The organism is Mycobacterium sp. MAC_080597_8934, from assembly GCF_000523975.1.
GTDB classification, from domain to species: domain Bacteria; phylum Actinomycetota; class Actinomycetes; order Mycobacteriales; family Mycobacteriaceae; genus Mycobacterium; species Mycobacterium avium.
This window is the reverse complement of sequence record NZ_JAOS01000006.1, coordinates 132,963-155,067: the sequence shown is the minus strand read 5'-3', so window position 1 is coordinate 155,067 and position 22,105 is coordinate 132,963. Positions and strand designations below refer to the sequence as shown.

Here is a 22,105-nt window from a genome sequence, read left to right as displayed (position 1 = left end):
CCGCCTCCCTTGCTCGGTGCATACCGCGAGCGGAAGTCGATCGCCAGCTACACGAAAGGCTTCGCTCGCCGCGACACTGGCGTACTCACCATTATGCGCCCGAATCAGAAGAGACCGCGTTGATTGCACCGACGGCCCGGACGTGTCGCCGCTCAGCCGGGCGGGCGGGCCGGCCGCGGCGGGACGGTCAGCCCGCGGCCGTCTCACCCGCCCGGCGCAGCATCATCTGCGCGTGCTTGAGCACCGGCGAGTCGACCATCTGTCCCTCGAATGCGAACACCCCGCGTTCGCTGCGGGCGGCCGCCAGCACCCGTCGCGCCCAGTCCAGCTTCTCCTCGGGCGGGCGGTACGCCTGGCGCACCACCGGAACCTGGCTCGGGTGGATGCACACCGTTCCGGCAAAGCCCAGCGCGACGGCGTCTTCGGCCTCGGCCCGCAACCCGTCGAGGTCGCGGATGTCCAAGTGGACGGCGTCGAGCGCGGCCCGGCCGAAGGCCGACGCGGTCAGCAGGGCGGTCGAGCGCACGTGGTGGGCGACGTCGCGGTAGCTGCCGTCGGCCCGGCGGCTCGAGCTGCCGCCGAGCGTGGCGACCAGGTCCTCAGCGCCCCACATCAGCGCCACCGTGTTCTGGGCCGCCGCGATCTCGGTGGCGAACACCGCCCCGCGCGGGGTTTCCAGCAGCGCGATCACCTCGCGCGGCGCCAGGGTCTGCACCTGGGCCGCCGATTCTGTCTTGGACAGCATCACCGTGGTGTACGCGGTACCGGCCAACGCCTCCAGATCGCGGGCGTACTCGTCGGTGTCGGCGGCGTTGACCCGCACCACGGTGCGCTCGGGGTCCAGCGGCGTCTCCAGCAAGGCCTTGCGGGCGGCGGGCTTGTCCGCCTCGGCCACGCCGTCCTCCAGGTCGAGGATCACCACGTCGGCGGCCGCGGCGGCCTTGGCGAAACGCTCGGGACGGTCGGCCGGGCAGAACAGCCATGCCGGACCGGCGGCGTGCGGGTTCACGGGGCCTCCTGGTCGCTTGGGCGCTTCTGCACCAGCGTGGTGCGCACGGCGCGGGCCACGACGTCGCCGTGCTGGTTGCGCCCGGTGTGCTCGAGGGTGACGATGCCCTCGCCGGGCCGGCTCTTGGACTCGCGCTTGCCGGTGCAGACGGTTTCGGCGTAGAGGGTGTCGCCGTGGAAGACGGGCTTGGGGAACGACACCTCGGAGAAGCCCAGGTTGGCCACGATGGTGCCGAGCGTCAGCTGCGACACCGACAGCCCCACCAGGGTGGACAGGGTGAACATGGAGTTCACCAGCCGCTCGCCGCGAAAGCCCGGCTGCTGCGCGGCCCAGGCCGCGTCGAGGTGCAGCGACTGGGTGTTCATGGTCAGCGTGGTGAACAAGACGTTGTCGGCCTCGGTGATCGTGCGACCGGGGCGGTGCAGGTAGGTGGTGCCGATCTCGAACTCTTCGAACCACAAGCCGCGCTGGACAACCGATTTGACTGGTTCGCTCATGACAGCCCCAGCGAGCGGGCGATGAGCATCAGCTGCACCTCGGTGGTGCCCTCGCCGATTTCGAGGATCTTGCTGTCGCGGTAGTGACGGGCCACCGGATATTCGTTCATGAAGCCGTAGCCGCCATGGATCTGGGTTGCGTCGCGGGCGTTGTCCATCGCCGCTTCCGACGCGATCATCTTCGCGATCGCCGCCTCCTTCTTGAAGGGCTTGCCCGCCAACATCTTTGCAGCCGCATCGTAGTACGCGGTGCGGGCCACGTGGGCACGCGCCTCCATTCGGGCGATCTTGAAGCTGATCGCCTGATAGCTACCGATCGGTTGACCGAACGACTGGCGCTCCTTGGCGTACTTGACGCTCTCGTCGACGCAGCCCTGCGCGGCGCCGGTCGCCAGTGCGGCGATCGCGATGCGGCCCTCGTCCAGGATGGACAGGAAGTTCGCATAGCCCGTCCCGCGGGCCCCGAGCAGGTTCTCTTCCGGCACCCGGGCGTCGGAAAAACTCAGCGGGTGGGTGTCCGACGCGTTCCAGCCCACCTTGCTGTAGACCGGTTCGACGGTGAATCCCGGTGTGCCGCTGGGCACGATGATGGTGGAGATCTCCTTCTTGTCCGCGCCGACCGTGCCGGTGACGGCGGTGACGGTGACCAGCGAGGTGATGTCGGTTCCCGAGTTGGTGATGAATTGCTTGCTGCCGTTGATCACCCATTCGCCGTCCTCGAGCCGGGCGGTGGTGCGGGTGGCGCCGGCGTCGGAACCGGCGCCCGGCTCGGTGAGCCCGAAGCCGGCCAGCGCCCGCCCGGCCGTCAAGTCCGGCAGCCACTTGCGTTTCTGTTCCTCGTTGCCGAACCGGTAGATCGGCATGGCGCCCAGGCTGACCCCGGCCTCCAGGGTGATGGCCACCGACTGGTCGACCTTGCCCAGTTCCTCCAACGCCAGCGACAGCGCGAAGTAGTCGCCGCCCATGCCGCCGTACTCCTCGGGGAAGGGCAGGCCGAACAGGCCCATCTCCCCCATCTTGGCGACGACCTCGTACGGAAAGCTGTGTTCCTCATCGTGTTTGGCTGACACGGGGGCGACGACGGTCCGCGCGAACTCGGCGACGGTGTCGCGCAGGTCCTGGTATTCCTTGGGCAGCGTTCCCGCGGTGATGGATGTGGTCATGTCTCGTCCTTACTCGAATCGGCCGGCGGGTCGGATTCCTCGGGCACCACCCGGGCCAGCACCTGGTCCACGCTCACCTGGTCGCCGACGCAGACCAGCACCTCCACCCGTCCGGAAACCGGCGCGGCCAGCGAGTGCTCCATCTTCATCGCCTCCACGACGACCACCACGTCGCCTTCGGAAACGTCGCTGCCCGAAGGGGTTTGGACGGCGATCACGCTGCCCGGCATCGGGCTGAGGATCTCGGCCCGCTGCGGGCCGGCGGCGCGGTGAATGGTGGTCTGTTCGGCCTCGCGCAGGTGCCAGGTTCCGCGCTCGTCGGCGATCCACAGGTGCCGGTCGGCCTCGGCCCAGCGGTAGTCGCGGCGCCGGCCGTCCAGCGTCACACTGATCCGGTCCGGCCCGAGATGCGCGCTGGCCGCAAGCCTTTCGCCGGCACCGACCTGTACTTCGGCGGCCTCGGGTGGCCCCCACACCGACACCGTCTCGGTGCGCAGCGCGGTGCGCATGTCGGTGCGGACCGGCGCCGGGCTACCGCCGGCCCGCCACCCCGTCGGCGCCGCCCACGGGTTGCCGGCGAAGCGGCGGGCCCGGGCGGCCAGCGCCGATTGCCGGTACAGCCCGGCCGCGGCGAGCACGTCGTCGGGTGCGGGCAGCGGCGTGAAGTCGGCCAGCCGCGCATCGAGCAGCGCGGTGTCCAGATCGCCGGCGCGTACCCGTTCGTCGGCCAGCAGGAAGCGCAGGAACTCGACGTTGGTCTGGACGCCCAGGATCGCGGTGTGGCTCAACGCCCGGTCGAGTCTGGCCAGCGCCTCGTCGCGGTCGGCCCCGTGGGCGATCACCTTGCTCAGCATCGGGTCGTAGTCGCTGCCCACCACGGTGCCGGGCAGCAGCGACGAGTCGACCCGCACGCCGTCACCGGAGGGCTCGAAGACGCCGAGCACCCGGCCGCCGGTGGGCAGGAAGCCCCGCGCCGGATCCTCGGCGTACACCCGGGCCTCGATCGCGTGCCCGCGCAGTTCGATGTCGTCCTGGGCGAACACCAGCTTCTCGCCGGCGGCCACCCGCAGCTGCCATTCCACCAGGTCCAGCCCGGTCACCGCCTCGGTGACCGGATGCTCGACCTGCAGCCGGGTGTTCATCTCCATGAAGAAGAACTCGTCGGGCCGATCGGCGGAGACGATGAACTCCACCGTGCCGGCGCCGACGTAGTCGACGCTGCGGGCGGTATTGCAGGCGGCCGCCCCGATCCGCGCCCGCGTCTCCGGGTCGAGCAGCGGCGACGGCGCCTCCTCGATGACCTTTTGATGGCGCCGCTGCAGGCTGCACTCGCGTTCGCCGAGATGCACGACGTTGCCGTGCGTGTCGGCCAGGATCTGCACCTCGATGTGCCTGGGGCGCAACACAAACCGTTCCAGAAACAGCGTGTCGTCGCCGAACGACGAGGCGGCCTCGCGCCGCGCGCCCACCAGCGCCTCGCGCAGCCTGCCCGGTTCTTCCACCAGGCGCATGCCCTTGCCGCCGCCGCCCGCCGACGGCTTGATCAGCACCGGGTAGCCGATCTCGTCGGCGGCGGCCACCAATTCGTCGTCGCCCAGCCCCGGTTCGGCCACCCCGGGCACCACCGGGACGTCGAATTCGGCGACGGCGTTCTTGGCGGTGATCTTGTCGCCCATCACCTGGATCGCCCGTGCCGGCGGGCCGAGGAACACCACCCCGGCCCGTTCGCATGCCGCAGCGAAATCGGCGTTCTCGGAGAGGAATCCGTACCCGGGATGGATCGCCTGCGCCCCGGTGCGCGTCGCCGTCTCGACGACCTTGTCGATGTTCAGGTAGCTGTCTCGGGCCGCGGCCGGCCCCAGCCGCACCGCTTCGTCGGCCTCGAGCACATGCCGCGCAGCGGCGTCGGGATCGCTGTAGACGGCGACCGACCGGATGCCCAGCCGGCGCAGGGTGCGGATCACCCGCACCGCGATCTCGCCGCGGTTGGCCACCAATACCGTTTCGAACACTGCACTCACATCCGGAAGACGCCGTAGCCGACGGGCTCCAACGGCGCCTGCGCGCACACCGAAAGAGCAAGCCCGACAAAGGTTCTGGTGTCGGCCGGGTCGATGATCCCATCGTCCCACAGCCGGGCGGTCGAATAGTAGGGGTTGCCCTGGTCCTCGTACTGCGCCCGGATAGGCGCCTTGAACGCCTCTTCCTCCTCGGCCGACCAGGGCTTGCCGGCCGCGGTGAGCTGCTCACCGCGCACGGTGGCCAGCACCGAGGCGGCCTGCTCGCCGCCCATCACCGAGATCCGGGCGTTGGGCCACATCCACAGGAAGCGCGGCGAGTAGGCCCGCCCGCACATCGAATAATTGCCCGCGCCATAGGATCCGCCGATCACCACGGTCAGCTTGGGCACCCGCGCGCAGGCGACGGCGGTGACCATCTTGGCGCCGTGCTTGGCGATGCCGCCGGCCTCGTAGTCGCGTCCCACCATGAACCCGGCGATGTTCTGCAGGAACAGCAGCGGCACCTTGCGTTTGTCGCAGAGCTCGATGAAATGTGCTCCCTTCAAAGCGGATTCGCTGAACAGCACACCGTTGTTGGCGACGATGCCCACCGGGTGGCCGTGGATGTGGGCGAACCCGGTCACCAGCGTCTTGCCGTAATTGGCCTTGAATTCGCTGAATTCGCCGCCGTCGACCAACCGCACGATCACCTCGTGCACGTCGTAGGGCACCCGCGGGTCGGGCGGCACCACGTCGTAGAGCTCGTTCTGCGCGGCCTTGGGCGGGAGCGGGGTGCGCACCTGCCACGGGCTGGGCTCGCGCGGGCCGAAGGTGGCCGCGATCGAGCGGACGATCCGCAGCGCGTGCTCGTCGTCGTCGGCGAGGTGATCGGTCACCCCCGAGATGCGCGAGTGCAGGTCGCCGCCGCCCAGTTCCTCGGCCGAGACCACCTCGCCGGTCGCCGCCTTGACCAGCGGCGGGCCGCCCAGAAAGATCGTGCCCTGCTCGCGCACGATGACGGCTTCGTCGCTCATCGCCGGCACGTAGGCGCCGCCAGCCGTGCAGGAGCCCAGCACCGCCGCCACTTGCGGAATTCCCTTGGCGCTCATGGTCGCCTGGTTGTAGAAGATGCGGCCGAAATGCTCGCGGTCGGGGAACACCTCGTCTTGGCGCGGCAAGAAGGCGCCGCCGGAGTCGACCAGGTAGATGCACGGCAGCCGGTTCTGCAGCGCCACCTCCTGGGCGCGCAGGTGTTTTTTGACCGTCATCGGGTAATAGGTGCCGCCCTTGACCGTCGCGTCGTTGGCGACGATCACGCACTCGCGCTCGGACACCCGGCCGATCCCGGTGATGATTCCGGCTCCCGGGGATTCGTCGTCGTACATGCCGTCGGCGGCCAGCGGCGAGAGTTCCAGGAACGGGCTACCCGGGTCGAGCAGGCGGTCCACCCGTTCCCGGGGCAGCAGCTTTCCGCGGCTGACGTGGCGTTCGCGGGCGCGCTCGTTGCCGCCCAGCGCGGCCGCGGCCAGCTTGGCATTCAACTCGCCGACCAGCCGGCGGTGCTCGTCGGCGAACGACACCCGGGCAGCCTTCGCGGGTGCGGCCATCACCTTGTCCATCGCCGCAGCAGCCTCCTTGCCGTCGGGCGGTCGGAGCGTTGAGTTAATTCTGATTAACTCGGTGGTCGAGAATACCATCGTCGCCGTTGCCGGTCCAGGGAGCGGGCACCGCGGCACGATACGAGTTAATTGCGAATAACTCGTGCTAGGTTGGGCGGGATCGACACAGACGGAGGTCCGTCATGACAACGTCTGCCTCCGAAAGCCGGGCCGGCGGCGCGCAGCCGCCAAATCGGCGGAGCCAGTTGAAGTCTGACCGCCGGCTCCAGCTACTGTCCGCCGCCGAGCGGCTGTTCGCCGAGCGCGGTTTCCTGGCGGTGCGGCTGGAAGACATCGGCGCCTCGGCCGGCGTCAGCGGTCCGGCCATCTACCGGCACTTCCCCAACAAGGAGTCGCTGCTGGTCGAATTGCTGGTCGGGATCAGCACTCGGCTGCTCGCCGGCGCCCGGCAGGTCCGCGCCCGCAGTGCCGATGCCGCCGCCGCGCTGGACGGCCTGATCGACTTCCACCTCGACTTCGCCCTGAACGAACCCGACCTGATCCGGATCCAGGACCGCGACCTCGCCTACCTGCCCAAGCCGGCCGAGAGGCAGGTGCGCAAGGCGCAACGGCAGTACGTCGAGGTCTGGGTGGGGGTGTTGCGCGAGCTGAACCCCGAGCTGGCCGAGGCCGATGCCCGGCTGACCGCGCACGCCGTGTTCGGCCTGCTCAATTCGACACCGCACAGCATGAAGTCCCAGGATTCCGGGCGCGGCAAGCCGGCCCGCGCCGCCCGATCGCGCGCCATCATGCGGGCCATGACGGTCGCTGCGCTGGCGGCGGGAAACCAGTGCCCGTGAGCCCGCCGTCGTAAGGTGAGTCAGGGCGTCAGCGCCGAGCCCGGGTACCCTGCAAGCCATGAGGTGGACATGAACGATTCACGTCCCACCGAGCGGTTCAGTCCGCCGCAGCCGCGGTACTCGCCGTCCGTCGATCCGGCGTATGCCGACCAGACTCCGTACGCGCCCACCTACGGCCCGACGATGTCACCCTGGGCGCCCGCCGCGAACGAAACCAACCCGACCAAGCAGCTGCCCGCCTACTGGCAGCAGGAGCTTCCCCCGGGCGGCGACCCGCACACCCCGGGCATGGCTCCGCCGCCGGGCGAGCCGAAATCGCCGCGCTGGCTGTGGATCGCCGCGGGCGCGGCGGTGCTGCTGGTGGTCGCCCTGGTGATCGCGCTGGTGCTCGCCAACGACGCGATCAAGACGCAGACCGCCGTGCCGCCGTTGCCGGCCATGCCGGAGCCGAGCCCGGAGACGCCGACGACGTCGACGCACAGGTCGCCCTCGCTCATCCCGGCGCCGATACCGCCCACCAGCGAGCCCGAGCCGCCCACCGCGACGACCGGCCCGGCCGCGATGCAGGACGTCGTCTACACCGTGTCCGGGGAGGGCCGGGCGATCAGCATCATGTACATCGACACCGGCGACCTCATCCAGACCGAATTCAATGTCGCGTTGCCGTGGACCAAGCAGGTCAGCCTGTCCAAGTCCGCCGTGCACCCGGCCAACGTCACGATCGTCAACATCGGTCACAGCGTCACCTGCACCGTGACCGTCAACGGGGTTCAGGTCAGCAGACGCGTCGGCGGGGGGTTGACCATCTGCGACGCCCGCGGCTGAGCGGACATCGCGGCCCGCCGACCGTGGGGCCTATGCACGATTGCCCGCGCGCGGACGGACGTATCCCCCACACTCGGCGCGGCGGCGTCAGGTCGCCATGGCGGCGTCATGCCGCTTCGACGGCGACGGGGGCGCGGCGCGGGACCCGCACCGCCAGCATGGCCAGCAGCCCGGCGGTCAGCACTAGCGAGATCCCGCCGAGGCCGGCGCGCACCGCCCCGAACGCGTCGACGAACACCGAGAACAGCCACGGCGCCACGAACGACACCGCCCGCCCGGTCATGGTGTAGAGGCCGAACGCGACGCCTTCCCTGCCGTGCTTGGCCATCTGCAGCAGCAGGGCGCGCGACGACGATTGCGACGGCCCGATGAACATGCACAGCAGCAGGCCACAGGCCCAGAACGCCACCGGCCCGGACAACGCCATCAGGGTCAGCCCCAGCACGACGATGGCCAGCAGGGACGCGACGATGACGGGCTTGGATCCGACCCGGTGGTCGACGAAACCGCCCAGCACCGCACCCACGGCGGCCACCACGCTGGCCGCCACCCCGAACACCAGCACGTCGGCCTGGGAGATGCCGTAGACGTTGACGCCGAGCACCGCGCCGAAGGCGAAGATCGCCGCCAGTCCGTCCCGGAACAGCGCGCTGGCGAACAGGAAGTACACCAGGTTGCGATCGCGCCGCCATTCCTCGCGGACCTCGGTCCACAGCTTGCGATATCCGCCCAGCATGCTCGTCGGCCGATACCCCTCGGCGGACTCGGTGAGGCGGTGCGCGACGAACAGCAACGGCAGCGCGAACAGCGCCAACCAGGCCGCGGCCACCAGCATCGCCTCTCGGACATAAAGCCCGTCGCGCAACGGAACTCGCAGCAGCCCGCGCGTGGCATCCGGGCCTGAACCCGATCCGGCGATGAAGCCGGTGTAGATCACCAGCAACAGCAGGACGCTGCCGACATAGCCCGCCGCCCAGCCGAACCCGGAGATCCGACCGGCGGTGCGCGGCGTCGAGAGCTGGCGCAGCATGGCGTTGTACGGGACGCTGGCCAGATCGCCGCAGGCCGCCGTCGCCCCCAGCAGCACCAGGCCCGCCCACAGATAGCCGGGCCGATCGCGGATGAAGAACATCGAGCCGGTCAACGTCACCGCTAACGCGGTCAACACGCTCAGCGCCACCCGCCGCCGATGCGGCGACTCCACCCACACGCCGACGGCGGGCGCCAGCAGCGCGACCGTCAACCCGGCGATGGCCGCCGCCCGGCCCAGCCAACTCGCCGGCGTGGTGCTGCCGCCGATGCCCACGCCAACACTGCTGGTCAAATAGACGGCGAAGACGAAGGTGGCCACGATCGCGTTCAGCCCGGTCGAGCCGCAATCCCAGAGCGCCCACGCCACCACCCGCGATCGCACGGGGGCGGCGGCACGCGACTCCGGCTGGCTCATGCCCGGCAACTCTATCGGCGCCGGCGATCGCCTGCCGATCGCCGTTCGCGCGCTGTCTACGATTGGCGCATGCCGATCCCCGCTCCCAGCCCCGAGGCGCGCGCGGTTGTCACCGGAGCGTCGCAGAACATCGGTGAAGCGCTCGCCACCGAACTCGCCGCCCGCGGGCACCATCTGATCGTCACCGCGCGACGGGAGGACCTGCTCAAGGACCTGGCCGCCCGGCTGACCGAGAAGTACCGGGTCACCGTCGAGGTGCGCCCGGCCGATCTGGCCGACGCGGGCGAGCGCGCCACCCTGTGCGACGAGCTGGCCGCGCGGCCCATCTCGGTGTTGTGCGCCAACGCCGGCACCGCAACCTTCGGTCCCGTCGCCACCCTCGACCCGGCCGGCGAGAAGGCCCAGGTGCAGCTGAATGTCCTTGGGGTGCATGACCTTACGCTGGCGGTGCTGCCCGGCATGGTGGAGCGCCGCGCCGGCGGCATCCTGATTTCCGGTTCGGCGGCCGGCAACTCGCCGATCCCCTACAACGCCACCTACGCGGCCACCAAGGCCTTCGTCAACACGTTCAGCGAGTCGCTGCGCGGGGAACTCCGCGGCTCCGGGGTGCATGTGACGCTGTTGGCGCCCGGCCCGGTGCGCACCGACCTGCCCGACGACGCCGAGGCCTCGATCGTCGAGCGGCTGGTGCCCGACTTCTTGTGGATCTCCACCGAGCACACCGCCCGGGTGTCGCTGGATGCGTTGGGCCGCAACAAGATGCGCGTCGTGCCCGGGCTGACGTCCAAGGCCATGTCGGTGGCCAGCGGGTATGCCCCGCGCGCCATCGTGGCGCCCATTGTGGGCAGCTTCTACAAAAAGCTGGGCGGCGGGTAGGCGTTACTTGCGGCGACGGCCTCCGCCGCCGAACTTGAGCCGAATGATCTCCCGGATCCCGGTGTTCACCGCGCTCTGTACGTCGCGGTCGTGCCAGAGCCTTTCCAGCAGGCCCGGGCCTTTGGGCTCCGCGGGTTCCGGCATCGGCGGAACCGGGCCATTCGGCGGGACGGGCGGGTAGTCGGACTGGGCTTGCGGCGACCGCGATCCGGTCGGTGCTTGCGGGCCCGGCGGGGGCTGGGCCGGTTGTTGCACCGTTTGGCCGTACTTCGCTTGCAGCTCACTGCGTTTGGCTGCCTTCGTGATCTCCTCTGTCCCGATCGACGCCATCAGCGAGCGGGGCACCCGCATCCGGGTCCAGGCCACCGGCGTGGGTGCGCCCTTCTCGGAGAGCACGGTCACGACGGCCTCGCCGATTCCCAGCGACGTCAACGCCGACTCCAGGTCGTAGACATCGGTTTTCGGGTAGGTGCGCACGGTCTTGGACAGCGCCTTCTGGTCGTCGGGCGTGAAAGCCCGCAGCGCGTGCTGAATTCGCGCACCCAACTGAGACAGCACGTCGTTGGGAATGTCGGTGGGTAACTGGGTGCAGAAGAACACCCCGACGCCTTGGAGCGGATCAGCTTCACCGTCTGTTCGACCTGTTCCAGGAAGGCCTTGGACGCGTCGGCGAACAGCAGGTGCGCCTCGTCGAAGAAGAAGACCAGCTTGGGTTTGTCGATGTCGCCGACCTCGGGCAGTTGGGTGTACAGGTCGGCGAGCAACCACATCAGGAAGGTGGAGAAGATGACCGGGCGCACCGACTGGCCGGTGAACTCCAGCAGCGAAATGACGCCTTGGCCTTGATCGTTGGTGCGCAGCAAGTCGTTGGGGTCGAGCTTGGGTTCGCCGAAGAAGGTGTCCCCGCCCTCGGCATCGAGGTTCACCAGCGCCCGCAGGATCACGCCCGCCGTCGTCGCCGACACGCCGCCCAGGGACTTCAGATCTTCCTTGCCCTCGTCGCTGGTGAGGTGGCTGATGGCACCGCGTAGATTGTCGGTGGTGACCAGCGGCCAGTTCCGCTCCTTGGCCCAGTGGAAGATCAGCCCAAGCGTCGATTCTTGAGTGGCGTTGAGCCCCAACACTTTCGACAGCAGCACCGGCCCGAAGCTCTCGACCGTCGCGCGGATCGGCACGCCGATTCCGTTGGTGCCCAACGACAGGAACTCCACCGGAAACGCCGTGGCCTGCCAGTCGTCACCGGTGTCCTTGGCGCGCGCGGCGGTTCGGTCGTCGCCCTGCCCCGGCCGCGACAGCCCGGACAGGTCGCCCTTGACGTCGGCCATCAGCACCGGCACGCCCGCGGCGCTGAGCTGCTCGGCGATCAGCTGCAGCGTCTTGGTCTTGCCGGTGCCCGTCGCACCGGCCACCAGGCCGTGCCGGTTCACCGTCGCCAGCGGGATGCGGATCTGCGCCGACGGGTCGGCCGCACCGTCGATGACGACCGTGCCCAATTCCAATGCCTGGCCCGCGACGGCGTAGCCGTCCGCGATCCGCGTCGCCGGTGTTGCCGCTGAATCGGTGCTCATCGTGCTGCGCCCCTCTTCCCCCGGGTGATTCGGCATGCACTTCGCCAACGCTCACCCTACGTCGCGGGCCGATCCGGGGGCGAGGGCCGGCACGGAGGTCGCCGCCCCGCATTAGGGTGAGCGCTGTGCGCGACGAATTGGTGTGGATCGACTGCGAAATGACCGGACTCGATCTCGGTTCGGACAAGCTGATCGAGATCGCGGCCCTGGTCACCGACGCCGAGCTGAACGTGCTCGGCGACGGCGTCGACGTGGTGATCCACGCCGACGACGCCGCGCTAGCGGCGATGGGCGAGGTGGTCACCGAAATGCATTCGCGCTCCGGGCTGATCGATGAGGTGAAGGCGTCCACGGTCGACCTGGCCACCGCCGAGGAGATGGTGCTGGACTACATCCGCACTCACGTCAAGGCCCCCAAGACGGCGCCGCTGGCCGGGAATTCGATTGCCACCGACCGCGCGTTCATCGTGCGCGACATGCCCGCCCTGGACTCCTACCTGCACTACCGCATGATCGATGTGAGCTCCATCAAGGAGCTCTGCCGGCGCTGGTACCCGCGGATCTACTTCGGCCAGCCGGTCAAGGGGCTGACCCACCGGGCCCTGGCCGACATCCACGAATCCATCCGGGAGCTGCAGTTCTACCGGCGCACCGCGTTCGTCGCCCCGCCGGGACCGTCTACCAGCGAAATCGAGGCGGTGGCCGCCGCCCTCGACGAGGGAAAAGACGCACCGGGACCTAGCGATTCGGCCAGCGCACCGCCCACCGGTTAGTATCGACGTCGCCGCGTTCACCCGCACCGGGATCGGATGGCGGCCATGGTGGCTGTAGTTCAGCTGGTAGAGCACCAGGTTGTGATCCTGGGTGTCGCGGGTTCGAGTCCCGTCAGCCACCCCACAGGTCGGCCATGCGTGGCCGTCCACTGCGCGTTCAGGTCGTGCGGAGCCCGCACGACGCTCGTGCACCGGTAACCGGAAAAGTAGTGAACAGACAACGTCCCGCCTGGCCCGCAGCCCCGTGGCGTCGCTCGCCGGGCAAGACGGCCGCCGTCGCCGGGGCGGCGTTATTCCTGGCGGGCTGCGGCGGGTCGACCCCCACGGCAACGACGGTCATCTCGACACCGCCGGCGCAGACCAAAACCGTCACCGTGACCGTCACCCCGCCGCCCCCGCCGGGACCGAAGACCTCGATCGAGACCAACGGGACGTTCATCGTCAACAAGGAGATCGCGGCCGGCACCTACCGCACCGACGGCAAAAGCGGGTGCTATTGGGCGCGGCTGCGCAGCTTCGACACCAACGACATCATCGACAACAACGTCGGCGACGGCGCCCAGGTCGTCCGGATCCTGCCGACCGACGTCGCCTTTATGACCAGAAGCTGCGGGATCTGGCGCAAGATCGACTGACCCGGCGTCAGGTGTTGGCGTTGCCCGCCTTCCACTGCGACCACGGGATGTTCCAGTCGCCCAGCCCCTCGGTGCCGGGCAGTGTCGGCCCCACGGTGTGCACGACCTCGACGATGTCGCCGCTCTTGCTGTGGTCGTAGAACCATTCGGCGTTGCTGGGGCTCACGTTGAGACAGCCATGGCTGGTGTTGGTGTGCCCCTGGGCACCGACCGACCACGGCGCCGAGTGCACGAAGACGCCGCTGTAGGACATCTGCGTGGCCCAGTCGACTTCGGTGCGATATCCGTTGGGCGAGTTGACCGGAACGCCGTAGGTGGAGGAGTCCATGATGATGTGCTTGAACCGCGCCCCGACGATGTAGATGCCGTTGGCCGTCGGGGTGCTGTCCTTGCCCATCGAGGTCGGCATGGTCTTGACCACTTCACCGTTGACCCGCACCGTCACCGTCTTGGTGGTGTCGTCGGCGGTCGAGATCACCTCGTCGCCAATGGTGAAGTGCGTCTTGACGTTGTCCTCGCCGAACATGCCGTCGCCCAGGTCCACCCCGTAGGTGTTGACGGCCACGTCGATGACGGTCCCGGACTTCCAGAAATGCTCTGGGCGCCAACGCACTTCGCGATTGTTGAGCCAGTAGAAGGCGCCCTCCACCGGAGGATTGGTGGTGATGGTGATGGCCTTTTGGGCCGCGGCCCGGTTGGCGATGTTCTCGTCGAAGCGGATCGCCACCGGTTCGCCGACGCCGACCACCTCGCCGTCGGCCGGGCTGACGTAGGGCATGGTCAGGTGCGCGGGGGAACTGGTCTCGAAGGTCATCTGCTTGCTGGCCGCGCCGCCCAGGCCGGTCGCCTTCGCGGTCAGCGTGTAACGCCGGTTGTAGCCGAGCTGCTCGGTGGTCGACCAGCGCAGGCCGTCGGGGCTCAGTTGCCCGCTGATCGACCTGCCGTTCTCGTTGACCATGGTGACCGAGGCCAGCACGCCGTCGGCGACGCTGACGGTCACCGGCGCATCCACCGTCACGCCGACGGCGCCGTCGCTCACCGAGGCGGTGAGCTTAGGCACCAGCAGGTCGGCGAACGGGGTGCCCTTGTCGAAGATGACCTTGGGCGGCGCTGCCGTGTGGCCGCCGCCGCAGGCGACTGCCCCCACAGCAACCAAAGCCATCGCGGCTGCCAGCCACGATCGGCGTCCACGCAAAGGCGTCATCCAGTGACCTTCCATCTCACGTCGCACAGTTGGTCACCGCTGACCACAGGTAGCTGCCGGCATTCTAATGGGTTTCGGGCGTCGTCCCATGCGCATCCGCGCCGGCGGCGGCCGTCCGGTGTCGGCACCGAAATCGACTCGCAATCCGGCGAGTCAGCAAACTAGGCGGGCTGGTGCAGTTGCGCCTCGGCCCGGTCGCGGGTCGCGACGGCCTCGACGCGGGCGAGCTTGATGATGGCCGCCGTCATCACCACCACGGCCACCAGCAGCGCGACCGTCCCGGCCCGGCCGGTGTCCTGCGTCTCGCCCAGCACGACCACGCCCAGCACCGACGCCACCACCGGCTGCGACACCTGCAGGGTAGGCATCGACGCGGTCAACGGCCCGGCCCGAAACGCCGCCTGACTCCACACCACGCCCCCCAGCGCGACCAGGATGCAGGCATACAGCTCCGGGGTCCGGGTCACCACCCCGACGCCCTGCCCCAGCCGCGCCATCACCTCCTTGGTGAGCACCGCGAACACGCCCCACAGCGACCCGGACACGAAGGCGAACAGCACCGCGGCCACGGCGCCGCCCCGGACCCGGCCGGCCACCACGCAGCCGGCCAGCAGCGGCCCCAGCACCAGGGCCACCACCGCCCAGGTGCGCAGCGGCGCCCCGGCGTGGCCGGTCTGCGGATTGCCCACGACGACGACCACGGTCACCGCCGCGGTGAGCAGGGCCGCCCAGACCCATTCGCCCGCGGTCACGGCGCGGTGCGACAGCCGGGCATTGATGGGCAGGGCGAAGAGCACCGAGAACATCAGCAGCGCCTGCACCAGCAACACCGAGCCGCCGCCCAGGGCGGCGGCCTGCAACCCGATGCTCGCCAGCAACAGCACGGCGCCCCACCACCACCGCTGGCTGCGCAGCAGTCCGGCGAACAATTCGACCGGGCCCAACTCGCGGTCGGTGATGCAATGCGCCGCCCGCTGCTGCAACACGTCCCCGGTCGCGACGCACAGCGCGGAGCTCAACGCGAGTAATGCGGCGATGATCTCGGTTCGGGGCACGAGGATTCTCCGTCCGAAAGTTATTTCCCTACAAGCGGATTGGCGTGTCAACCGCGACCCGACGTGGCCCGGCTGGGCCACCTGCGGATCGCAGGTCGCGGCGCGTCGCGGGCCCAGCGCCGCCGCCCCACCCGCACCTCGCCGGCCTCCCCGGTCGCCGACCGTTCGCGCAGCCAGACCATCGGTCGCGGCGCCCACCACGTCCAGCGGCCCAGCAGGTGGATGAACGCCGGGACCAGCACCATGCGCACCAGGGTGGCGTCGACGAGCACGCCGAGGGTCAGGCCCAGGCCCAGCATCCGCATGAACGACACGTGCGCGGGAATCAGCGCCGCGAAGGAAATCGACATCACCACGGCGGCGGTGGTGACCACCCGCCCGATGCCCGCGATGCCCAGCGCGGTGCTCTCGTCGGTTTCGGCGCGCGCCTCCCTGGCGGTCGGCGGTGTCTCGCGGATGGACTGCGAGGCCAGCCAGTACTCATGGATACGGGAAACGAGGAACACCTCGTAATCCATGGCCAGGCCGAAGGCGATGCAGAACAACAGCACCGGGATGTTGGCGTTCAGCGTCCCGTTGGGTGTGGTTCCCAGCGCACCCAGGTGGCCGTCCTGGAAGATCCACACCATCGCGCCGAACGCCGCCGTCAGCGACAACACGTTGCACACCAGCGCCTGCACCGGCAGCACCGCGCTGCCGGTCAGCAGGAAAAGCAGCATGAAGGTGACGACGGCGATCAGGCCGAACACCGTCGGCAGTCGTTTGGTGATCGCCTCGACGCTGTCGCGGTTGATCTGGGCCAGCCCGGTCATCAGCACGGCGCGTCCGCCCGGCCCGGCGACCTGATGCAGCCGGTCGAGCTGGGCGTTCGAGGCCGGTGAATACAGCGGGGCGGTGCTCGACACGGTGAAGAAGGCGCTGCCGTTGGCCAGGCCGGTGGCCGCGGCGGGCGGACCCACCCGGTGTCCGGCCGAGAAGGTGCCGGTCGGCGCGCTGACCGCGGAGACGTCGGGCACCCGGGACAGCTCGGCGGCGTATTTGCGAAGTTCGGTGGGTGTGACGCCGCGGGCGTCGGGGACGACGACGGAGAGCTCGGTGCCCAGACCCGGGAAGTCGTTGTCCAGCATGTCGGCGACCTGGCGCGCCGACGCCGAGCGGGGCAGCACCCGCTCGTCGGGAAATCCCCACTTCACGCCCAGGAACGGCACCCCCAACAACAGCAGCAGCGCGACGACGCTCAGCCCGACCGGCACGGCGCGGCGCAACACGTACTTCGTCGACCGGTACCAGAACTGCTCCACCAGCGGCTTGTGCGCCGGATCCCGGAACGACCGCTGCCCGTGCAGGATGCGATGCATCACCCGGCGAGCGTCCATCGTGTCCAGTCGGGGCCCGAGCAACACGATCGCCGCCGGGGTGATCACCACGGCGGCGATCGCGACGATGATCGCGGTGGCCACGATGGTGTAGGCCGACGACTTCAGGAAGTACATCGGGAACACCGCCATCACCGCCATCGACAGCCCGACGGTGGTGGCCGAGAACAGCACCGTCCGCCCGGCGGTGGCCATGGTCCGGTACAGCGCCCGGTCCCGGTCCTCGGTGCGGGCCAGCTCCTCGCGGTAGCGGGTGATGATCAGCAGGTTGTAGTCGATCGCCAGGGCCAGACCCATGGCGATGGACAGGTCCAGCGCGTAGGTCGACACGTCGGTGGCGAAGCTGATCAGCCGCAGCACCGACATGGTGCCGACGATGGCCAAGGCGCCCAGCACGACCGGCAGCGTCGCGGCCACCACGCCGCCGAGCACCCACACCAGCACGGCGAAGCTCAGCGGGATCGCGATGGACTCCATCAACAGCAGATCCCGCTGGTTCTGGGCGTTGATCTGGGCATACGCCACGGCCATGCCGCCGGCGCGCACGGTGACGCCGTCACGGTCGTGCACCAGCTCACGGGTGAGCGTGCTGGCGTACTTCTGCGCGTCGTTCTCGCCGCCCTTCAGGCCGGCGACGATCATCCCGGACTTGTTGTCCTTGCTGATCAGCTGGGCGGCGGCGGCCGGCGGCGACGTCCAGGCCGACGACACACTCATCACCCACGGCGAATTCTTCAGTTTGTCGGCGATGTCGGTGCCGACCCGGTGCGCCTGGGGGCTGCGGGCGCCGTCGGGGGCGCTCACCACGATCAGCATTTGCTGATCGGTCTGGTTGAACCGGTCCCGCAGGATCTCGGTGGCCCGGGCGGACTCCGACGTCGGATCCTGGAAGCCGCCGCCGGACAGGCTGTTGACCACCGGCAGGCCGAAGATCGCCGCGCCCACCATGACCAGGACCGCGATCCCGATGATGCGGCGCGGCGCGGCGATGGCCAGCCGGGTGATTACTCGCAGCATGGCCATCACCTACCCAAAACCGGGGTGTTTGACCCGCCGAATTGCTCACACCGGCCCGCGTTCGCCCGCACCGTGCCGGCGGGCCGCCCGTGGTTTGACCATCCGGCACTCGGGTATCGGACCTAAAAGCACACTCGGGAGGCGGATTCGAGCTGCACAGCGCCGGTTGGCCTGGGCTACAAGCGGATTGGATGTGCAATGAACACGCACGACGACGGCATCGCCATTCGGCATCCCACCGAGGATGACTGGCAGGCGGTCTTCGAGAACCAGGCCCGCACCTTCGGCGATCCGGTGGGCCCGCAAGACCTCGAGGCGTGGAAACGCCGGGTCCGCCTCGACGACATTCTCATCGCCGAGGACGTCTCCGATCCGAAGAACCCGTTCCTGGTGGGAACCTCCATCATCTACCCGGCGCAGCTGACCGTGCCCGGCGGCGCCAACCTGCGAGCCGCGTGGTTGACGATGATCGCCGTCGCATCAACGCATCAGGGCAAGGGGCTGTGGGCGCAGCTCAGCGCCAAGGGGCTCGGAATCCTGTTGGACCGCGGCTATCCGCTCGTCTGTGGCGTGCCCACCCAGACCGCGATGTACGACGGTTTCGGCGCCGGCGTGTCCAGCTACAGCCACACCTACGCCATCGACCGTCGCTTCGCGAAGCTGCGGGACGCACCCGGCGACGACCGGGCGCGCGAGGTCAACGCCGCAACGGCACGACGTCACCTGCCCGGGCTCTACGAACGATGGTGGGCCGTCACGCCGGGGGCGGTGACCCGGGACAAGGCCTGGTGGGCCGACCACCTGGAAGACCGAACGACCCAGCGCGGCAACGGATCTGCGTTGCACTACACCATCCACCCGGACGGCTTCCTGACCTATCGGGTGGTCGGCTCGCGCCAGCACGCGTTTCGGCCGCCGCTGGGCACGGTGGTGGTCGAGGACTTCTGCCCCATCACCGACGAGGCGCACACCGAGTTGCTGCAGACGCTACTGGTTTTGGAGATGTTCTATCGCGTCGAGATCGATGTGCCGCCCGACGATCCGCTGCCGCTCAAACTCGTCGACCAGCGCGCCGCCGAGACGAAAGGCATCAGCGACTTCCTCTGGGTGCGGATCAACGACGTCCCCGAGGTGTTGGGGGCCCGCGGCTACGCCGCCGACACCGACATCGTGCTCGACGTCACAGACCCGCTGGGGCTGGCCGGGGGGCGGTTCCAGCTGCAGACGCGCGACGGCGCCGGCAAGTGCACGCCGCACGACGGGCCCGCGGACCTCGAGATCGGGCTGGCCGACCTGGCCACCGTGTACATGGGCGCCCACCGGGGCGCCCAGTTGGCCCGGGCCAAGCGCATCACCGAGCTGCGCCAGGGCGCGCTGGGCCGGCTGGACGCCGCCTTCGGCGCCGAGCGGGCCCCGTTCTGCGGCACGGTGCTGTGAGACCGTTCTACGATCGCCCGGAAAGCTTTGGCGGCCAGCCTGTTTCGTTGGTTCGACGGGCGCCGGCCGGGCCGCGTCGGTGAGAGCAAGCCGCGACCGCCCGCCGAACGGCTATCCTGGGTGATGGTTCGGGATTTCGCTCCGCGGCAGAACGCCTGTTATTGTCGCCTACGCGGTCTCGGCCGACCACAAGCGCCGTTAGCTCAGTTGGTAGAGCAGCTGACTCTTAATCAGCGGGTCCGGGGTTCGAAACCCTGACGGCGCACCACCTGCGGAATTTTCGTCTGTTCGGCGGCTCCCGCCGCGACCCCACGGGTTTTCCCGAAGCGCCCCGCGCATACCATCGCAGCGACGGTGATTTCTCAAAAGGGGTCCTGTGAAAACTGAGCTGAAGTGGGTCGAACCCTACCCGGGCCACTTCCACGCCAACATCGATGACCGCAGCGAATACCGGGTTCACGCGGTCTCGACGGGCGGCTTTCGCGCCGAGCGCGTTGACGACGGCTTCGTGCACCACGATCTCGGCCGGGCCGCCAGTGCCGCCGAGGCTCAGGGTATCTGCCAGGACCTGCACACCCGGACCTTGCGGCGCGCGGCGTGGGAGGCCTACATGGCCGAGCACGACCCGCCGGGCTGGGAATAGCCGGCGGCGGCCGGCGCAGCGAATTCCGGAATCCATTTGCCGCCCTATCGCGACGCGAATAGGTAGTTTCTTGCTGGCACCGACCGGCGCCCAAAGGCCGGCCGGGCCCGTGAAATCCGCCGCGTCGAAGGAGCCGCAATGGGATTCATCCGGCCCAATCTGCCCGTCGTCGATGTGGCCGAGTGGAGCGCGCGGCCCCGCGCCGAACGGCTGGTGCCAATGGCACGCCACATCGCCGAGAACGGGTTCGGCACGCCGCTGGTGATGCACGTGATGTACGGCGTGAAGATCGCGCTGTACGTCCTCGGCGGCTGGCTGTTCGCCTGGTCCACCCGGGGCATCGGCGGCTTCACCGAGGTCGGCGCCTGGTGGTCGGAGCCGATCGTGTTCCAGAAGGCCGTGCTATACACGATGCTGTTCGAGGTCGTCGGCCTCGGTTGCTGCTTCGGCCCGCTGGCCGGGCGCTATTTCCCGCCGATGGGTTCCATCCTGTACTGGTTGCGGCCCGGCACAATTCGGTTGCCGCCGTGGCCGAATCGAATCCCGTTGACCCGGTGCAGCACCCGGACGCCGTTGGACGCCGCGCTGTACGGCGCCCTGCTGGTGCTGCTGGTGGGGGCGCTGGTCTCCGACGGCAGCGGGCCGATTCCCGCTCTGGACACGGCAATCGGCGTGCTGCCGCGCTGGCAGACCGCCGCAATTTTGGGCGTGCTGGCCGTGATCGCCCTGCGCGACAAGGTCATCTTCCTGGCCGCGCGCGGCGAGGTGTATGCGCCCCTGGCGCTGGTGTTCCTGTTCGGCGGGGCGGACGTGGTGGTCGGGGCGAAGGTGGCCTTCATGGTGATCTGGCTGGGTGCGGCCACGTCGAAGCTCAACCGGCACTTCCCGTTCGTCATCTCGACGATGCTGGCCAACAACCCGTTCATCCCGTCCGGGCCGCTCAAGCGCTCGATGTTCCGGCGCTATCCCGACGACCTGCGGCCCAGCGCGCTGGCCGGGTTCATCGCGCACTTCTCCACCGCGGTCGAGGGCCTGGTGCCGCTGGTGCTCTTCTGTTCAACCGGGGGCTGGCCGACGGCGCTCGCCGCGTTCGTGATGATCGTGTTCCACCTCAACATCCTGCTGGCCTTCCCGATGGGCGTGCCGCTGGAGTGGAACGTGTTCATGATCTTCGGGGTGCTGTGGCTGTTCGTCGCGCATGCGCCGGTGGGGTTGTCGAGCGTCGCCGACCCGTGGCCGATCGCCCTGCTGTTCGTGGTGATGGCCGGCACCGTCGTCGTCGGCAACCTGTACCCGCGCAAGGTGTCCTTCCTGCCGGGCATGCGCTACTACGCGGGCAACTGGGACACCACGCTGTGGTGCGTGCGGCCGTCGGCCGACGAAAAGATCCGGGTCGGCGCTCGCGCGCTGGGCCCGATGCAGCACCTGCAGCTGGAGCGGCTGTACGGCAGCAAGGAGGAGACCCTGATCCCGCTGCACCTGGCGTTGGCGTTCCGGGGCATGAACACCCACGGGCGCGCGCTGCTCACCCTGGCGCACCGGGCGATGGCCGACTACGACGAGGACGACTACAACCTGTGCGAGGGCGAAGTGCTGTGCGCCATGGTGCTGGGCTGGAACTTCGGCGACGGCCACCTGCACAACGAATGCCTGATCGAGGCGCTGCAGCAGCGCTGCGGGTTCGAGCCGGGCGAGGTGCGGGTGGTGATCCTGGACGCCCAGCCCATCCACCGCCAGACGCAGGAGTACCGGTTGGTCGACGCGGCGACGGGCGAATTCGAGCGCGGCTACTGCAACGTCGACGACATGGCCACCGCGCAGCCGTGGGCCGACGACATTCCGGTGTACGTCCAGACCGGCCGGGTCAGCGATTCCTGACCCGGCGCACCGCCACCACCACGACCAGCGCCCCCACCCCGGCGAGCGACGCCAGCACTACCGGCTTTTGCACGAATCCGATCACCCGGGCCTTGAGGTCGTCGGCGAGGCGGCGCGGGTTGGCCCGCTCGGCGAGGGAGTCGACGGTGGTCGCCAGCTGGTCACGGGCGACGTCGATGTCTCGCTTGATCGCTTCCGGGTCCCGGTCCGCCACTGTGTCCTCCAAGTCGCCCGCTGTCTGGCT

The 22,105-nt window shown here is 69.2% G+C and carries 18 protein-coding genes, 2 tRNA genes and 1 pseudogene; 10 read left to right on the top strand and 11 right to left on the bottom strand.

All coding sequences use genetic code 11. The features are described from left to right. Positions 1-187 precede the first annotated feature (187 nt). From NF20_RS05890 to NF20_RS05870, 5 genes are read right to left on the bottom strand one after another with little or no spacing between them, the layout of a single operon-like run. Positions 188-1,009, bottom strand: coding sequence for an HpcH/HpaI aldolase/citrate lyase family protein (locus NF20_RS05890; RefSeq protein WP_003873084.1), 822 nt, complete (start codon positions 1,007-1,009; stop codon positions 188-190). Next, complete coding sequence (locus tag NF20_RS05885) at positions 1,006-1,506, bottom strand: MaoC family dehydratase (protein ID WP_010949555.1); 501 nt, start codon at positions 1,504-1,506, stop codon at positions 1,006-1,008. The genes NF20_RS05890 and NF20_RS05885 overlap by 4 nt, the downstream gene beginning before the upstream one ends. Beyond that, entirely contained in the window at positions 1,503-2,669 is a 1,167-nt protein-coding gene (locus NF20_RS05880) for an acyl-CoA dehydrogenase family protein (protein WP_009975904.1), read from the bottom strand. The genes NF20_RS05885 and NF20_RS05880 overlap by 4 nt, the downstream gene beginning before the upstream one ends. Next, on the bottom strand, positions 2,666-4,681 hold the full coding sequence (locus NF20_RS05875) for an acetyl/propionyl/methylcrotonyl-CoA carboxylase subunit alpha (protein ID WP_011724286.1): 2,016 nt from the start codon (positions 4,679-4,681) through the stop codon (positions 2,666-2,668). The genes NF20_RS05880 and NF20_RS05875 overlap by 4 nt, the downstream gene beginning before the upstream one ends. Before the next feature lie 5 nt (positions 4,682-4,686). Continuing rightward, a complete protein-coding gene (locus NF20_RS05870) occupies positions 4,687-6,276 on the bottom strand; it encodes a carboxyl transferase domain-containing protein (protein WP_024636994.1) in 1,590 nt (529 codons plus the stop codon). A 194-nt stretch (positions 6,277-6,470) separates the two neighbouring features. On the opposite strand from NF20_RS05870, the gene NF20_RS05865 reads away from it, so the two are divergent. Together NF20_RS05865 and NF20_RS05860 are read left to right on the top strand one after the other, a co-directional pair. Then, positions 6,471-7,127, top strand: a complete 657-nt coding sequence (locus NF20_RS05865) for a TetR/AcrR family transcriptional regulator (protein WP_003873089.1) — start codon at positions 6,471-6,473, stop codon at positions 7,125-7,127. 63 nt (positions 7,128-7,190) lie between these two features. Beyond that, a complete protein-coding gene (locus NF20_RS05860; protein ID WP_011724283.1) occupies positions 7,191-7,952 on the top strand; it encodes an MmpS family transport accessory protein in 762 nt (253 codons plus the stop codon). Positions 7,953-8,058: 106 nt separating this feature from the next. Here the strand turns inward: NF20_RS05860 and NF20_RS05855 are convergent, their stop codons facing one another. Continuing rightward, complete coding sequence (locus NF20_RS05855; RefSeq protein WP_003873091.1) at positions 8,059-9,399, bottom strand: MFS transporter; 1,341 nt, start codon at positions 9,397-9,399, stop codon at positions 8,059-8,061. Positions 9,400-9,468: 69 nt separating this feature from the next. Here NF20_RS05855 and cmrA point away from each other — a divergent pair, with 69 nt between their 5' ends. After that, positions 9,469-10,275, top strand: a complete 807-nt coding sequence (cmrA, locus tag NF20_RS05850) for a mycolate reductase (RefSeq protein ID WP_009975896.1) — start codon at positions 9,469-9,471, stop codon at positions 10,273-10,275. Between the two features lie 3 nt (positions 10,276-10,278). Here the strand turns inward: cmrA and NF20_RS05845 are convergent. Next, positions 10,279-11,843 (bottom strand): annotated as a pseudogene (locus tag NF20_RS05845) (helicase HerA-like domain-containing protein). A 125-nt stretch (positions 11,844-11,968) separates the two neighbouring features. Between NF20_RS05845 and orn the strand changes: the two are divergent. The 3 genes from orn to NF20_RS05830 all read left to right on the top strand — a co-directional run bounded on the left by orn (position 11,969) and on the right by NF20_RS05830 (position 13,251). After that, a complete protein-coding gene (gene orn, locus NF20_RS05840; protein ID WP_009975893.1) occupies positions 11,969-12,616 on the top strand; it encodes an oligoribonuclease in 648 nt (215 codons plus the stop codon). A gap of 48 nt (positions 12,617-12,664) precedes the next feature. Continuing rightward, positions 12,665-12,740, top strand: a tRNA-His gene (locus NF20_RS05835). Between the two features lie 85 nt (positions 12,741-12,825). Continuing rightward, positions 12,826-13,251: a hypothetical protein gene (locus NF20_RS05830; RefSeq protein WP_011724280.1), complete on the top strand. Its 426-nt coding sequence runs from the start codon at positions 12,826-12,828 to the stop codon at positions 13,249-13,251. Positions 13,252-13,258: 7 nt separating this feature from the next. On the opposite strand, the gene NF20_RS05825 is transcribed toward NF20_RS05830, so the two are convergent. From NF20_RS05825 to NF20_RS05815, 3 genes are all read right to left on the bottom strand, one after another. Next, positions 13,259-14,470 (bottom strand): L,D-transpeptidase, encoded by a 1,212-nt coding sequence (locus NF20_RS05825; RefSeq protein ID WP_033706218.1) that lies wholly within the window; start codon positions 14,468-14,470, stop codon positions 13,259-13,261. Between the two features lie 146 nt (positions 14,471-14,616). After that, positions 14,617-15,510: a DMT family transporter gene (locus tag NF20_RS05820; RefSeq protein ID WP_033712554.1), complete on the bottom strand. Its 894-nt coding sequence runs from the start codon at positions 15,508-15,510 to the stop codon at positions 14,617-14,619. A 47-nt stretch (positions 15,511-15,557) separates the two neighbouring features. Further along, entirely contained in the window at positions 15,558-17,903 is a 2,346-nt protein-coding gene (locus NF20_RS05815; RefSeq protein ID WP_033711826.1) for an MMPL family transporter, read from the bottom strand. 198 nt (positions 17,904-18,101) lie between these two features. Here NF20_RS05815 and NF20_RS05810 point away from each other — a divergent pair, with 198 nt between their 5' ends. The 4 genes from NF20_RS05810 (at position 18,102) to NF20_RS05795 (ending at position 21,861) form a co-directional block, all read left to right on the top strand. Then, positions 18,102-19,340 (top strand): GNAT family N-acetyltransferase, encoded by a 1,239-nt coding sequence (locus NF20_RS05810; RefSeq protein WP_011724278.1) that lies wholly within the window; start codon positions 18,102-18,104, stop codon positions 19,338-19,340. A gap of 192 nt (positions 19,341-19,532) precedes the next feature. Continuing rightward, positions 19,533-19,608: transfer RNA gene (locus NF20_RS05805), tRNA-Lys, on the top strand. 108 nt (positions 19,609-19,716) lie between these two features. Beyond that, positions 19,717-19,983, top strand: coding sequence for a hypothetical protein (locus tag NF20_RS05800; RefSeq protein ID WP_009975887.1), 267 nt, complete (start codon positions 19,717-19,719; stop codon positions 19,981-19,983). Positions 19,984-20,121: 138 nt separating this feature from the next. Continuing rightward, positions 20,122-21,861, top strand: a complete 1,740-nt coding sequence (locus tag NF20_RS05795) for a DUF3556 domain-containing protein (protein ID WP_011724277.1) — start codon at positions 20,122-20,124, stop codon at positions 21,859-21,861. Here the strand turns inward: NF20_RS05795 and NF20_RS05790 are convergent. Continuing rightward, entirely contained in the window at positions 21,848-22,075 is a 228-nt protein-coding gene (locus NF20_RS05790) for a DUF3618 domain-containing protein (RefSeq protein ID WP_003877418.1), read from the bottom strand. The genes NF20_RS05795 and NF20_RS05790 overlap by 14 nt on opposite strands. Positions 22,076-22,105: the final 30 nt, after the last annotated feature.